General features: G+C 65.3%; 11 protein-coding genes. 1 reads left to right on the plus strand and 10 read right to left on the minus strand.

Annotated elements, in window-relative coordinates; all coding sequences use genetic code 11:
• Positions 1–68: 68 nt before the first annotated feature.
• Complete coding sequence (locus ACODS5_RS07535) at positions 69–2,624, plus strand: PepSY domain-containing protein (RefSeq protein WP_489108323.1); 2,556 nt, start codon at positions 69–71, stop codon at positions 2,622–2,624.
• Positions 2,625–2,784: 160 nt separating this feature from the next.
• Here the strand turns inward: ACODS5_RS07535 and ACODS5_RS07540 are convergent, their stop codons facing one another.
• The 10 genes from ACODS5_RS07540 to rlmN form a co-directional block, all read right to left on the minus strand.
• Positions 2,785–3,576 (minus strand): amidohydrolase, encoded by a 792-nt coding sequence (locus ACODS5_RS07540; RefSeq protein ID WP_134689976.1) that lies wholly within the window; start codon positions 3,574–3,576, stop codon positions 2,785–2,787.
• Positions 3,564–4,712, minus strand: a complete 1,149-nt coding sequence (locus tag ACODS5_RS07545; RefSeq protein WP_489108324.1) for a pyridoxal phosphate-dependent aminotransferase — start codon at positions 4,710–4,712, stop codon at positions 3,564–3,566. The genes ACODS5_RS07540 and ACODS5_RS07545 overlap by 13 nt, the downstream gene beginning before the upstream one ends.
• Before the next feature lie 142 nt (positions 4,713–4,854).
• Complete coding sequence (der, locus tag ACODS5_RS07550) at positions 4,855–6,318, minus strand: ribosome biogenesis GTPase Der (protein WP_134689978.1); 1,464 nt, start codon at positions 6,316–6,318, stop codon at positions 4,855–4,857.
• A 116-nt stretch (positions 6,319–6,434) separates the two neighbouring features.
• Positions 6,435–7,604, minus strand: coding sequence for an outer membrane protein assembly factor BamB (gene bamB, locus ACODS5_RS07555; RefSeq protein WP_134689979.1), 1,170 nt, complete (start codon positions 7,602–7,604; stop codon positions 6,435–6,437).
• The gene (locus tag ACODS5_RS07560) at positions 7,579–8,220 is read right to left on the minus strand and encodes a tetratricopeptide repeat protein (protein WP_134689980.1); all 642 of its coding nucleotides are present in this window, start codon (positions 8,218–8,220) and stop codon (positions 7,579–7,581) included. The genes bamB and ACODS5_RS07560 overlap by 26 nt, the downstream gene beginning before the upstream one ends.
• 39 nt (positions 8,221–8,259) lie before the next feature.
• Positions 8,260–9,549: a histidine--tRNA ligase gene (gene hisS / locus ACODS5_RS07565; RefSeq protein ID WP_134689981.1), complete on the minus strand. Its 1,290-nt coding sequence runs from the start codon at positions 9,547–9,549 to the stop codon at positions 8,260–8,262.
• Positions 9,550–9,571: 22 nt separating this feature from the next.
• On the minus strand, positions 9,572–10,681 hold the full coding sequence (gene ispG, locus ACODS5_RS07570) for a flavodoxin-dependent (E)-4-hydroxy-3-methylbut-2-enyl-diphosphate synthase (RefSeq protein ID WP_134689982.1): 1,110 nt from the start codon (positions 10,679–10,681) through the stop codon (positions 9,572–9,574).
• A gap of 3 nt (positions 10,682–10,684) precedes the next feature.
• Positions 10,685–11,707, minus strand: coding sequence for a RodZ domain-containing protein (locus ACODS5_RS07575; protein WP_489108325.1), 1,023 nt, complete (start codon positions 11,705–11,707; stop codon positions 10,685–10,687).
• Positions 11,704–12,465 (minus strand): type IV pilus biogenesis/stability protein PilW, encoded by a 762-nt coding sequence (gene pilW / locus ACODS5_RS07580; protein ID WP_489108326.1) that lies wholly within the window; start codon positions 12,463–12,465, stop codon positions 11,704–11,706. The genes ACODS5_RS07575 and pilW overlap by 4 nt, the downstream gene beginning before the upstream one ends.
• 13 nt (positions 12,466–12,478) lie before the next feature.
• On the minus strand, positions 12,479–13,621 hold the full coding sequence (gene rlmN / locus ACODS5_RS07585) for a dual-specificity RNA methyltransferase RlmN (RefSeq protein WP_134689985.1): 1,143 nt from the start codon (positions 13,619–13,621) through the stop codon (positions 12,479–12,481).
• Positions 13,622–13,636: the final 15 nt, after the last annotated feature.

Genomic DNA, 13,636 nt, shown 5'->3' on the forward strand with positions numbered 1-13,636 from the left:
CGGGGCTTTCGCATATCAAGGCATAATGCACGCCGCGCGGTAGTTGGCGGCCAGACAAGGTAATCGATGTGGTGAAGAAGACGCTGTTCCAAGTGCACTGGTTCTTTGGCATCAGCGCCGGCCTGGTGCTCGCGCTGATGGGCATCACCGGGGCCATCTGGTCGTTCCAGGAAGAACTGCTGCGCGCGTTCAACACCGAAGTGCTCAAGGTCCAGGTGAGCCAGGAAGGCGTGCTGCCACCGGCCGAACTGGTGCGCCGGGTCGAGGCCGCCGAGGGTGACAAGGTGTCGATGCTCTGGGTCGATACCCGCGAAGGCAATGCCGCACGGGTCTTCTTCATGCCCGCGCCTGGCGAGCGTCGTGGCCAACTGCGCTATGCCGATCCCTACACCGGCGAGCTCAAGGGTGAAGTCGCCGGGCTGGGTTTCTTCAACCTCATGCTCAACCTGCACCGCTTCCTGGCGATGGGTGACAGCGGCCGGCAGATCACCGGCGCCTGCACCCTGATGCTGATTTTCTTCTGCCTGTCCGGCCTGTACCTGCGCTGGCCGCGCAAGGCCTTGAACTGGCGCGCCTGGCTGACCCTGGACTGGGCCAAGAAAGGCCGCGCGTTCAACTGGGACCTGCATGCGGTATTCGGCACCTGGTGCCTGCTGTTCTACCTGCTGTTCGCCTTGACCGGGCTGTTCTGGTCCTACGAGTGGTACCGCGAGGGCTTGAATACACTGCTGGCCGACAAACCGGCTGCGGGCGCGCAGAAACGCGGTGAAGGCCGCGGTGGACGCCATGGCCCACCCAAGGCGGACAAGAACGCGCCACCGCTGGTGGTCGACTACGACGTCATCTGGGCCAACCTCAAGGAGGCCGCCGGCCCGAACCTTGCCAGCTATAACCTGCGCCTGCCGCCGGTTGGCGGCCAACCGGCGACCCTGTTCTACCTGCTGCAAGGCGCCGAGCATGAGCGGGCCTTCAACACCCTCACCCTTGATCCGGCCACCGGCCTGATCAAGCGCCACGAGCGCTATGCCGACAAATCGTTCAAGGCCCAACTGCTGCAGAGTGTCTACGCCCTGCACGTGGGCAGCTACTTCGGCCTGCCGGGGCGCATCATCGTCACCCTGGCCAGCCTGACCATGCCGTTGTTCTTCGTCACCGGCTGGCTGCTGTACCTCGACCGCCGCCGCAAGAAACGCCAGGTCCGTGCCGCCCGCGGCGCGGTGGGTAGCACGGCCAGCACTGGCGACAGCTGGCTGATCGGCTTCGCCAGCCAGAGCGGGCTGGCCGAGCAACTGGCCTGGCAGAGCGCCGGCCAGTTGCAGGCCGCAGGCGTGCCGGTCCAGGTGCGCCCGCTGGCCGAACTGGGCGAGCCCGAGTTGCGCCAGGCCAAGCGCGCCTTGTTCGTGGTCAGCACCTTCGGCGACGGCGAAGCGCCGGACAGCGCCCGTGGCTTTGAACGCAAGGTGCTGGGCCAACCCTGGGCGCTGGAGCACCTGAACTACGCCCTGCTGGCCCTGGGCGACCGCCAGTACCCGCACTTCTGCGGCTTCGCCCGCCGGCTCCAGGCCTGGCTCGGCGAACGTGGCGCCAGCAGCGCCTTCAGCCCGGTGGAGGTGGACAACGCCGACCCCGCCGCGCTGCAACTGTGGCAACAAGAACTGGCGCAACTGACCGGCGCCCGCCCGGTCGCCGCCTGGCAACCGCCGAGCTTCGGCAACTGGCGCCTGGCAAGCCGTGACCTGCTCAACCCTGGCAGTCAGGGCGCAGCGGTCTACCTGCTGGGCCTGCAAGCCGAAACACCCTGCGCGTGGGATGCCGGTGACCTGATCGAAATCCTGCCACGCAACGGCCAGCCCCGCGTCGATGCCTTCCTGGCCGGCCTGGGCCTTGATCCATGCAGCCCGGTGCAACTCGACGGCCTGCAGGAAACCCTGGCGCAGGCCCTGGCCAGCCGTCAGTTGCCGGTCAGCCGCGAACACCTGATCGGCCTGCATGCCCAGGCCCTGGTCGATGCCCTGGTCCCGCTGAGTGCCCGTGAATACTCGATTGCCTCCTTCGCCAGCGATGGCGTGCTGGAGCTGATCGTGCGCCAGGAGCGTCACGCCGATGGCAACCTGGGCCTGGGCTCCGGCTGGCTGACCGAGTACCTGCCGCTGGATGGCACGGTCAGCGCACGCCTGCGGCGCAACAGCAGTTTCCACCTGCCCGCCGATTCGGCGCCCATGGTGTTGATCGGCAACGGCACCGGCCTGGCCGGCCTGCGCAGCCTGCTCAAAGCCCGTATTGCCGGGGGCGAGCAAGGCAACTGGCTGCTGTTCGGCGAACGCAACAGGGCGTATGACCTGCTGTGCGGCAAGGAGCTGCAGGGCTGGGTGCAAAGCGGCGACCTGCAACGGCTGGACCTGGCGTTCTCGCGCGACCAGGCCGAGAAGGTGTATGTGCAGGATGTGCTGTTGCAGCAGGCCGCCGAGCTCAAGCGCTGGATCGACGCTGGCGCGTGCGTGTACGTCTGCGGCAGCCTGCAAGGGATGGCCGCAGGGGTGGATGCGGCGTTGCAGGGGATCCTCGGTGACGCGGTCGTGCAGCAGTTGATCGAGGATGGGCGGTATCGGCGGGATGTGTATTGAGCACATCGCGCGGTATCCCCTCGTAGCGTGAACTGTAGGAGCCAGCCTTGCTGGCGAAGCAAACACCGCGGTGCTTGGCACCGGCTACGCCGGTGTTCGCCGGCAAGCCGGCTCCTACCCAAAATGCGCTGCGGTGCTGGCACCCACGGCGATCACCTCTTCAATGCAGCTCGAAGGTATCGGCATCCAGGTTGGCCGGGAAGCGCGCGCGGTACGCCGCCAGCTCCGCCGCGCGCAGCACCACGGTGAACACACCGTCGGCCTCGCCCGCGCTCAACAGGCTCTCGCCCTGGAAGTCGAGCACCTGGCTGTCGCCTGAATAGGCGAAGCCCTTGCCATCGGTGCCCACCCGGTTCACCGCCGCCACGAAGCACAGGTTCTCGATTCCGCGCGCCGGCAACAGGCGGTTCCAGTGCAGACGCCGTGCCGCCGGCCAGTTGGCGGTATACAGCAGCAGGTCGGTGTCCTGGGCATCGCGGCTCCACACCGGGAAACGCAGGTCGTAGCAGATCAGCGGACGGATACGCCAGCCCTTGAGCTCGAACTGCACCTGGCGCTCGCCTGGGGTGTAGTGCTTGTGTTCGCCGGCCATGCGGAACAGATGGCGCTTGTCGTAGTGCAGGACCTCGCCGTCCGGGCGTGCCCACAACAGGCGGTTGCGGTGGCTGCCATCGGCGGCCTGGATGATCACGCTACCGGTAATCACCGCGTTGGCCTTTTTCGCCTGGGCCTTGAGCCACTTGTAGGTGGGGCCGTTCTCCGGCTCGGCGAGCCGCTCGGACTCCATCGAAAAACCGGTGGTGAACATCTCCGGCAGGATCACCAGGTCAACCTCGCCGGCCTGCCCGATCATTTCCTCGAAGTGCGCGTAGTTCGCTTCGCGGTCGTGCCAGGCCAGGGTGGTCTGCACCAGGGCGATTTTCAGGTTCGCTAGTTCGCTCAGATCGCGCATAGTCGTTCCGCCGCCTGTCGCAGCGTCTCCTCACGTTTGGCAAAGCACAGGCGCACCAGGCGTTGCTCGGGGATGGGTTGCTGGTAGAACACCGACACCGGGATGCTGGCCACGCCGTGCTCTCGGGTCAGCCACAGGGCCATGTCGACATCGTTGAGGTCGGGGCGGATCTGTGAATAGTCGACCAGTTGGAAATAGGTACCCGGGGTGCGGGTGAAGGTGAAACGCGAGCCTTGCAGCAAGTCGCAGAACAAGTCGCGCTTGGCCTGGTAGAAGCCTGGCAGCTCATCGATGTGCTCGGGGTGTTCAGCCATGAAGTCGGCCAGGGCGCACTGCAACGGCGTGACACCGCAGAAATTGACGTACTGGTGCACCTTGCGCAGTTCTGCGGTCAGGGCCGGCGGGGCGACCACGTAGCCGGTCTTCCAGCCGGTAACGTGGTAGGTCTTGCCGAACGAGCTGATGACGAAAGCCCGTGCGTAGAGCTGCGCGTGGGCGAGCACACTGGCATGGCGCACGCCGTCGTAGACCAGGTGTTCGTACACTTCGTCGCTGACCAGGTAGATGTCACGGTCGGCGATCAGCATCGCCAGCTGGTCCAGGTCGTCGCGGCTGATCAGCGCGCCGCTGGGGTTGTGCGGCGAGTTGAGGATGACCATGCGCGTGCGCGGGCTCAGCGCATCGCTGAAACGCTGCCAGTCGATGCTGAAGCTGCCGTCGCGCAGCGGTACATGCACGCAGCGCCCACCGGCCAGCTCTACCGAGGGTTCGTAGCTGTCGTAGCTGGGGTCGAAGACGATCACCTCGTCGCCGGGGTGGATCACCGCCTGGATGGCGCAGAAGATCGCCTCGGTGGCACCTGGGGTGATGGTCACTTCCTGATCGGCGTCCACCTGCGCGCCATACAACCGGGCGATCTTCGCCGCCACCTGCTGGCGCAGGGCCGGCAAGCCGGTCATGGGCGAATACTGGTTGTGCCCGGCGGCCACATGACGGCCAACAGCATCGAGCAGGGCCTGGGGGCCATTGAAGTCAGGGAAGCCCTGGGAAAGGTTCAGCGCACCGGTTTGCATGGCCAGTTGCGACATGGTGGTGAAGATGGTCGTGCCGACGTTCGGCAGTTTGCTGCGGATCATGGAGCCCTCTTTCCTGGGGTTGGTCCGGCACGGGGTGGAATCCGAGCATAGCGGATCGAGCAGTCAGGAAAAAGGTTGAAACAATAGGGTCAAGCCATGGAAAGCAACGTGGGAGCGGGCTTGCCCGCTCCCACGATGAAGGTCAGCGCTTGTCGCGGCGCTTCTTCTCGGCCTTCTTGTGGTGCGACATCAAGCGGCGCTTCTTGTTGACCTGGCGATCGGTGAGGGTGTTCTTCTTGCCCTCGTACGGGTTGTCACCGCCCTTGTACTCGATGCGGATCGGCGTGCCGACCAACTTGAGCACCCGGCGGTAGGTGTTCTCCAGGTAACGCGAGTAGGAGTTGGGGATCTTGTCGGTCTGGTTGCCGTGGATCACGATCAGCGGCGGGTTGGCGCCACCGAGGTGGGCATAGCGCAGCTTGATCCGGCGACCGTTGACCAACGGCGGCTGGTGCACGCTGATGGCGTCTTCGAGAATCTGCGTCAGGCGGCTGGTCGGCCAGCGGGTGACCGCCGACTTGAACGCGGCCTGCACCGATTTGTACAGGTGGCCCACACCGGTGCCGTGTAGCGCAGAAATGAAGTGGATGTCGGCGAAGTCGACGAAGAACAGCCGGCGCTCCAGCTCGGTCTTCACGTAGTCGCGCTCGCCCGACTCCATGCCATCCCACTTGTTCAGGGCGATGACCACGGCGCGGCCGGCGTCCAGGGCAAAGCCCAGCAGGTTGAGGTCATGGTCGACCACGCCCTCGCGGGCGTCCATGACGAAGATCACCACGTTGGCGTCCTTGATCGCCTGCAGCGTCTTGACCACCGAGAACTTCTCGACTTCCTCGTGGATCTTGCCGCGCTTGCGCACGCCGGCGGTGTCGATGAAGGTGTACTTCTCGCCATCACGCTCGAACGGGATGTAGATACTGTCGCGGGTGGTGCCCGGCTGGTCGTACACCACCACGCGCTCTTCGCCGAGCATGCGGTTGACCAGGGTCGACTTGCCGACGTTGGGGCGACCGATGATGGCAATCTTGATGCCATCCTTTTCGCTCGGGCCAGGGATACGCGTGGCTTCCTCGCCTTCGGCGACGTCCTCGTCGAGGGCTTCTTCCTCGGGATCACGGGGAATGTGGCCGAGCAACGACTCCATCAGGGCGTTGATGCCACGGCCCTGGGAACCGGCCACCGGGATGGCGTTGCCCATGCCCAGCGGCGAGAACTCGGCGCGGGCGATGTCGGGGTCGATGTTGTCGATCTTGTTGGCGACCAGCACCGCTTCCTTGTTCCGCTTGCGCAGATGGTCGGCGATCATCTGGTCAGCCGCGGTCATGCCAGCGCGGGCATCGACCAGGAACAGCACGTAGTCGGCTTCCTCGATGGCCATCAGCGACTGCTCGGCCATCTTCTCGTCCATGCCCACTTCGTCACCGGTGATACCGCCGGTGTCGATCAGGATGTAGGAACGACCCTGCCAGCTGGCATCGCCGTACTGGCGGTCACGGGTCAGGCCCGACAGGTCGCCGACGATGGCATCGCGGGTCTTGGTCAGGCGGTTGAACATGGTGGATTTGCCGACGTTCGGCCGGCCCACCAGGGCGATTACGGGAACCATGCGGCTCTCCACTCTTGAATTCTTGAAAATGCAAAGGCCGCTGCAAGGCAGCGGCCGGTATTCGGGGGCGCATCGTGCGCCGCAGCCCGGGGCCGGTCAGAGCCCCAAGCTTAGCTTCAGCGGATGGTCAGTGCCTCGAGCTTGCCGCTGTTGCCGAAGACGTAGATGGTGTCGCCGACCACCAGGGGCCGGGCGCGCAGGCCATCGCTGTCGATACGCTCACGGCCGACGAAGCGGCCATCGACCTGGCTGAGCAGGTGCAGGTAACCCTCGAAGTCACCCACCGCCACGTAGCTGGAGAACACTTCCGGCGCCGACAGCTGACGACGGGCCATGCTGTCGTTGCTCCACAATGCGCTGGAGGAACGTTCATCGACACCCTCGACGGTGCCCGAAGCCAGGCTCACGTAGACGTTGCCGAAGCCCTGGGCGACGCCGACATAGCTGCTGGCATCGCGCTGCCAGAGTACCCGGCCGCTGTCCAGATCCAGACCGGCGACGCGGCCTTGATAAGTGCTGACGTACAGGGTGCCACCGGACAGCAGCAGGCCGCCGTCGATGTCCACCACGCGGTCCAGCTCGGAACGGCCCTGCGGAATCGCCACGCGGCTTTCCCATACCGGCACGCCGTTGCTGATGTCCACCGCCACCACCTTGCCAGTGGACAGGCCGGCGATGGCCAGGCGGTTGGTCACCACCGGGGCACCGGTACCACGCAGGGTCAATACCGCCGGGCTGCTCTCGTAGATCCAGCGACGATCGCCAGTGGCGGCGTCCAGGCCGATCAGGCGGTCGTCCTGGGTCTGTACCACCACCACGTCGCCGTTGTTGGCCGGCGGTGCCAGCACTTCGCTGGTGACGCGGGAACGCCAACGTTCCTCACCGGTGCTGGCGTCCAGGGCAACCACTTCACCCTTGAGGGTGCCGAGCATGACCAGGCCGTAGCCGACACCGACCGCGCCGGATACCGGCAGCTCCAGGTCCTGCTTCCACACCACGTCGCCGTTGACACGGTTGAGGGCGAACACCTTGCCGGTGACGTCGGCAGCGTAGATGCGCTCGTTCTCGATGGCCGGTACCAGGGTGTTGTAGGTTTCGCCCTGGCCATCACCGATCGAACGGCTCCACTGCTTCTTGAGCACCACTTCCTCGGTGAACTTGGTCAGCTCGGCCGGGGGCAGTTCCTTCTTGCTGTTGCTGCTGCAACCCGCGGCCAGTACGGCGAGGGTGAGCACAGCTGCTGTTTTCCAACCCTTCACTTCAGGCGTCCCCTTTGGCCAGGTCATCCAGCTTCAGTTGCAGGCCACCGATCGCGGCGTCGTCGGACAGCGCGGCCTTGGCTTTCTCGTAGGCGCTGTGCGCATCGTCGGCACGACCCAGCTGTACCAGCAGGTCGCCCTTGAGTTCTTCACGGCTGGCCTGGAAGGCCTTGTCGGTATCACCGTCGAGCAGCTTGAGCGCATCCTCGGCCTTGTCCTGGGCCGCGAGCACGCGGGCCAGACGCTGGCGGGCGATCTCGCCCAGGGTGGCATCGGCCGGTTTTTCCATCACGCCCTTGAGCTCGCTGGCAGCATCGTCCAGCTTGCCGCTCTCGACCGCGACCTTGGCCACGAACAGGCTGCCGTACTGGGCATAGGCGCTGCCGCCGAACTCGCTCTTGAGCTTGCTCGACAGCTCGGCGACCTTGGTCGCATCCGGCTTGCCGTCAGGGGTCAGCGAGGTTTCCAGCAGAGCCTGGTACAGCGCCGAGGCACCTTGCGACTGGTTGGCCTGGTACTTGTGCCAGGTCTGCCAGCCCATCACCACCACGCCGGCCAGCAAGGCACCGGTCAGCAGCGGCTTGCCGTTGCGGTTCCACCAGTCCTTGATCCCTGCCAGATCATCATCATCGGTACTCGACACCCCAATACTCCTTTTCGCCTATTCGCTTGTTGAACCGCGTTACGCTTGCGCGATCGCGGTTTCCAGGTGCTCTGCCAGAGCATCCCAGGCAATGTTCTGTTGTTCGCCCTGGCCACGCAGGGGCTTGAGGCCGATCTCTTGCTTGGCCAGTTCGTCGTCACCCAGGATAAGGGCGAACAAGGCGCCGCTCTTGTCGGCTTTCTTGAACTGGCTCTTGAAGCTGCCACCACCAGCGTTGACCGCCAGGCGCAGGCCCGGCAGGCGGTCGCGCAGGCTTTCGCTCAGGCGCAGGCCTGCCAGCTCAGCCGGCTCGCCGAAGGCGCACAGGTAGACATCGAGGGTACGGCTGAGCGACTCGGGCACCTTGCCCAGGGTCTCCAGCAGCAGGATCAGGCGCTCGATGCCCATGGCGAAGCCAACGCCCGGGGTCGGCTTGCCGCCCATCTGCTCGACCAGGCCGTCGTAGCGGCCGCCGGCGCAGACGGTGCCTTGGGCGCCGAGCTTGTCGGTGACCCACTCGAACACGGTCTTGCTGTAGTAGTCCAGGCCGCGCACCAGCTTGGTGTTGATCACGAACGGAATGCCGGCGGCGTCGAGACGGGCCTTGAGGCCCTCGAAGTGCACGCGGGATTCTTCGTCCAGGTAGTCTTCCAGCTTAGGCGCGCCGACCAGCACCGCCTGGGTGTTCGCATCCTTGCTGTCGAGGATGCGCAGCGGGTTGCTCTTCAGGCGGCGCTGGCTGTCTTCGTCCAACTGCTCGAGGCGGGCGCTGAGGTAGTCGACCAGCGCGTCGCGATAGCGCGCGCGGGCTTCACTGGTGCCCAGGCTGTTGAGCTGCAACTCGACGGCATCCTGGATGCCGAGCAGGCCCCACAGGCGCCAGGTCAGCATGATCAGCTCGGCATCGACGTCCGGGCCGTCGAGGTTGAACACCTCCACGCCGATCTGGTGGAACTGGCGGTAGCGGCCTTTCTGCGGGCGCTCGTGGCGGAACATCTGGCCGATGTACCAGAGCTTCTGCACCTGGCCGTTGCCGGTGATGCCATGCTCGAGCACGGCGCGCACACAGGCGGCGGTGCCCTCGGGGCGCAGGGTCAACGAATCGCCGTTGCGGTCCTCGAAGGTGTACATCTCTTTTTCGACGATGTCGGTGACTTCACCGATGGAGCGCTTGAACAGCTCGGTGAACTCGACGATCGGCGTGCGGATCTGGCTGTAGCCGTAGCTGTCCAGCAGGCCGGCCACGGTGCCCTCGAAGTAGCGCCACAGCGGCGACTGGTCGGGCAGGATGTCGTTCATGCCACGAATGGCTTGCAGCGATTTGCTCACGAATAGTCCTTACGAATCTGTGTCAGCCGCGGGCGATCAGCGCCGCGTCGGCCTCGGCCTTCTCGGCCGCTTTCTGGCGGATGAGCTTTTCCAGCTCATCGACCAGGTTGTCGTTGTTCAGCTTCTGCGACGGTTTGCCATCGATGTACACCAGGTTCGGCGTGCCACCGGTCAGGCCCACGTGCGACTCCTTGGCTTCGCCCGGGCCGTTGACCACGCAGCCGATCACCGCCACGTCCAGCGGCACCAGCAGGTCTTCCAGGCGCCCTTCCAGCTCGTTCATGGTCTTGACCACATCGAAGTTCTGCCGCGAGCAGCTCGGGCAGGCGATGAAGTTGATGCCACGCGAACGCAGGTGCAGCGACTTGAGGATGTCGTAGCCGACCTTCACTTCCTCGACCGGGTCGGCCGCCAGCGAAATGCGAATGGTGTCGCCGATGCCTTCGGCCAGCAGCATACCGAGGCCAACGGCGGATTTCACCGTCCCCGAGCGCAGGCCACCGGCTTCGGTGATCCCCAGGTGCAGCGGCTGGATGATCTGCTTGGCCAGCAGGCGGTAGGCCTCGACGGCCATGAACACGTCGGAGGCCTTGACGCTGACCTTGAAGTCCTGGAAGTCGAGGCGATCAAGGTGCTCGACATGGCGCAGCGCCGACTCGACCAGCGCGGCCGGGGTCGGCTCGCCGTACTTCTTCTGCAGGTCCTTTTCCAGGGAGCCGGCATTGACCCCGATACGAATCGGGATACCACGGTCGCGAGCGGCATCGACCACCGCGCGCACGCGGTCTTCGCGGCCGATGTTGCCCGGGTTGATGCGCAGGCAGTCGACGCCCAGCTCAGCCACGCGCAGGGCGATCTTGTAGTCGAAGTGAATGTCGGCGACCAGTGGCACGCTGACCAACTGCTTGATACGGCCGAACGCCTCGGCGGCGTCCATGTCCGGCACCGACACGCGGACGATGTCCACGCCGGCATCGACCAGGCGCTGGATCTGCGCCACGGTGGCGGCCACGTCGTTGGTGTCGGTGTTGGTCATGCTCTGCACCGCGATGGGGGCATCGCCACCCACCGGCACATTGCCGACCCAGATTTTGCGGGATTCGCGACGTTTGATCGGAGATTCGCCGTGCATGACTTACTGTCCCAACTTCAGGCGAGCGGTTTCGCCACTGGTGAACGGGGCGACATCGACCGCCTGGCCGTTGTAGCTCACCTGGGCGCCGCGGGCGAAGCCCAGGCGCACCGCGAACGGTGGCTTGCCGGTCAGTTCCAGGCTGTCGCCCTTGCGCTTGATGGCGCTGAACAGCACCTTGCCGTTGCCGTCGGTGACCTGGGTCCAGCAATCGGCGGTGAACTGGATGTGTACATTAGCGCTGCCGGCGGCGGCCGGGGTGGCCTCGCTGACCGGCGCCGCGGCCACGGGGGCAGCGGGCACCACGGGCACGACCGGAGCCGCCGGCGTGCTGGCGACAGCCTGGGCCGGGGCACTGGCGAGCGGCGCGCTCGGCGCCACAGGAGCGACCGGCGCGGTAGTGCTGGCGGGTGCCGCCGGGGCTTGCGCAGCCTCGGCAGGTGCCGCTTCAGGGATGGCGGGCTCCAGCGGCAGGGCCTGGCCCTCGGCTTGCTGGCCCTCGCTCACGGCCTGGTCTTCCGGCTCGTCCAGCGGGTGGATCTGGGTGGTGCCGTCGGCGCTCTCGACCTCTACGTGCTCCAGGGCAATCTTGGCCAGGTCCTTGCCACGCTGGCTGCTCTGGTCCTGCCACCAGAAGAAACCACCACCGACCACGGCCACCAGCAGCAGCAGGCTGACCACCCGCAGGATGTTGTGGGACAGGCGCACCGGCTCTTCGATACGGCCCAGCGCATGCACTTCGCTGCCCTTGGCGTGGCTCCCGGTGATCTGGTCGAAAGCCTCGACCAGCGGCGCCTGGTCCATGTCCATCAGCTTGGCGTAGGCGCGAATGTAGCCACGGGCGAAGGTGTGCCCCGGCAGCTTGTCGAAGGCGCCGTTTTCCAGGTTGTTCAGCGAAGATACCGTGAGGTTGAGCTTTCGAGCGACCTCGGCCTGGCTCCAGTCCCGCTTTTCGCGGGCCTGGCGCAAGACGTCACCGGGGTTCTGGCCAGTCGCTGCTGCTACTTCGGTGTGCGCGGCTTTCATCGTTGCTCCGACAGGTATTGCTGATATTCCGGCGTACCGGGATAAAGTCGTTGTAGTTGCCGGCCCAGCCGGGCCGCGTCGCCCTGTTCGTCAAGGGCACGGGCCAGGCGGCTGCCCAGCAGCAGGCTGCGGGCGCTCTGGTCGCTCAGTTGGCTGAATCGATCGTAGTAGTCCCGGGCCGGCACATAATGCCTGTTTTCGTAGGACAACTCAGCCATTTCGAGCAAAGCCTTCGGTTGCCGCTGATTGAGCCGAAGGGCTTTTTCCAGATAGCCGCGCGCTTGCGCTGCCTGCCCCAGCTTCAGGGCGGTCAGCCCCAGGTTCTCGTACACCCGGGACCGCTCAGGATACAGGGTATCGGCGGCGGCCTGGCGAAAGTTCGCCTGGGCTTCGCCGAAACGGCCCTGAGCATATAGGAAACTGCCGTAATTGTTACGGATTCGTGTGTCATTCGGCTGGGTCGCCAGCGCCTTGGCAAAGTGCTGGTCAGCCAATGCCGGTTCGCCTTCGGCCTGGAACACCAGCGCCAGGGCGGCGTGGGCATCGGCATCTCGGCTATCGAGGGCCAGGGCCTTGCCCAGTGGCGCCTTGGCCTGTTCGGTCAAACCTTGTTGCAAATACCCCAGGCCCAGCTGCACATAGGCCCTGCCCGCATCCTCGCGCCCCTGGCGGCTGGCCAGGGGATCGCCCGCGCCACCGGACACGCAGCCGGCCAGCAGCGAAAGCGTCAGGATCGACAGCGCGGCGCGCAAGGTCATGGGCAGGTGCTCGTCAGGGGCGCGCGGCGCTGTCTTGCGGCTCGTCGGCGGCCAGCTGGCGCACGGCGATGTAGCGCTCGCTGCGACGGGTGCGGTCGTTGACCTGGCCCACCAGCTGCCCACAGGCGGCATCGATGTCGTCACCGCGGGTGGTGCGGGTGGTGACGTTGAAACCGCCGTGGTGCAGCAGGTCCTGGAAACGCCGAATGGCGTTGTTGCTCGGCCGCTCGTAGCCCGAGTGCGGGAACGGGTTGAACGGGATCAGGTTGATCTTGCACGGCACGTCGCGCAGCAGTTCGATCATTTGCGCCGCGTGCTCTGGCTGGTCGTTGATGTCCTTGAGCAGGGTGTACTCGATGGTCAGCACACGCTTGCCACCCAGGGTGGACATGTAGCCCATGCACGAGTCCAGCAGCATCTTCAGCGGGTACTTCTTGTTGATCGGTACCAACTTGTTGCGCAGTTCGTCGTTCGGGGCGTGCAGCGACAGGGCCAGCGACACGTCGATGTGCTTGGCCAGCTCGTCGATCATCGGTACCACGCCCGAGGTGGACAGGGTCACGCGACGCTTGGAAATGCCATAGCCCAGATCTTCCATCATGATCTTCATGGCGGCGATGACATTGTCGAAATTCAGCAGGGGCTCGCCCATGCCCATCATGACCACGTTGGTAATCGCGCGGTCGATCTTGGCCGGGACGGTCCCGAAGGATTTGTTGGCAAGCCACACCTGGCCGATCACTTCGGCGGCGGTGAGGTTGCTGTTGAAGCCTTGCTTGCCGGTGGAGCAGAAACTGCAGTCCAGGGCGCAGCCGGCTTGCGACGACACGCACAGGGTGCCGCGATCGTCGGTGGGGATGTAGACGGTCTCGACGCAGCTGCCGGAGGCAACGCGGACCACCCACTTGCGGGTACCGTCGGCGGAAATGTCTTCACTGACCACCTCCGGACCACGAATCTCGGCAACGGCCTCGAGCTTTTCGCGCAAGACCTTGCCGACATTGGTCATGGCGGCGAAATCATCGACGCCAAAATGGTGAATCCATTTCATCACCTGACCGGCACGGAAACGCTTCTCCCCGATTGAGTCGAAGAACTGTTCCATTTCCGCCAGGGTCAGCCCCAGCAGGTTGATCTTGTCAGTCGATGTCGTCATGGATTCACCCTCACC

The sequence above is a fragment of the Pseudomonas sp. FG47 genome (assembly GCF_057809115.1).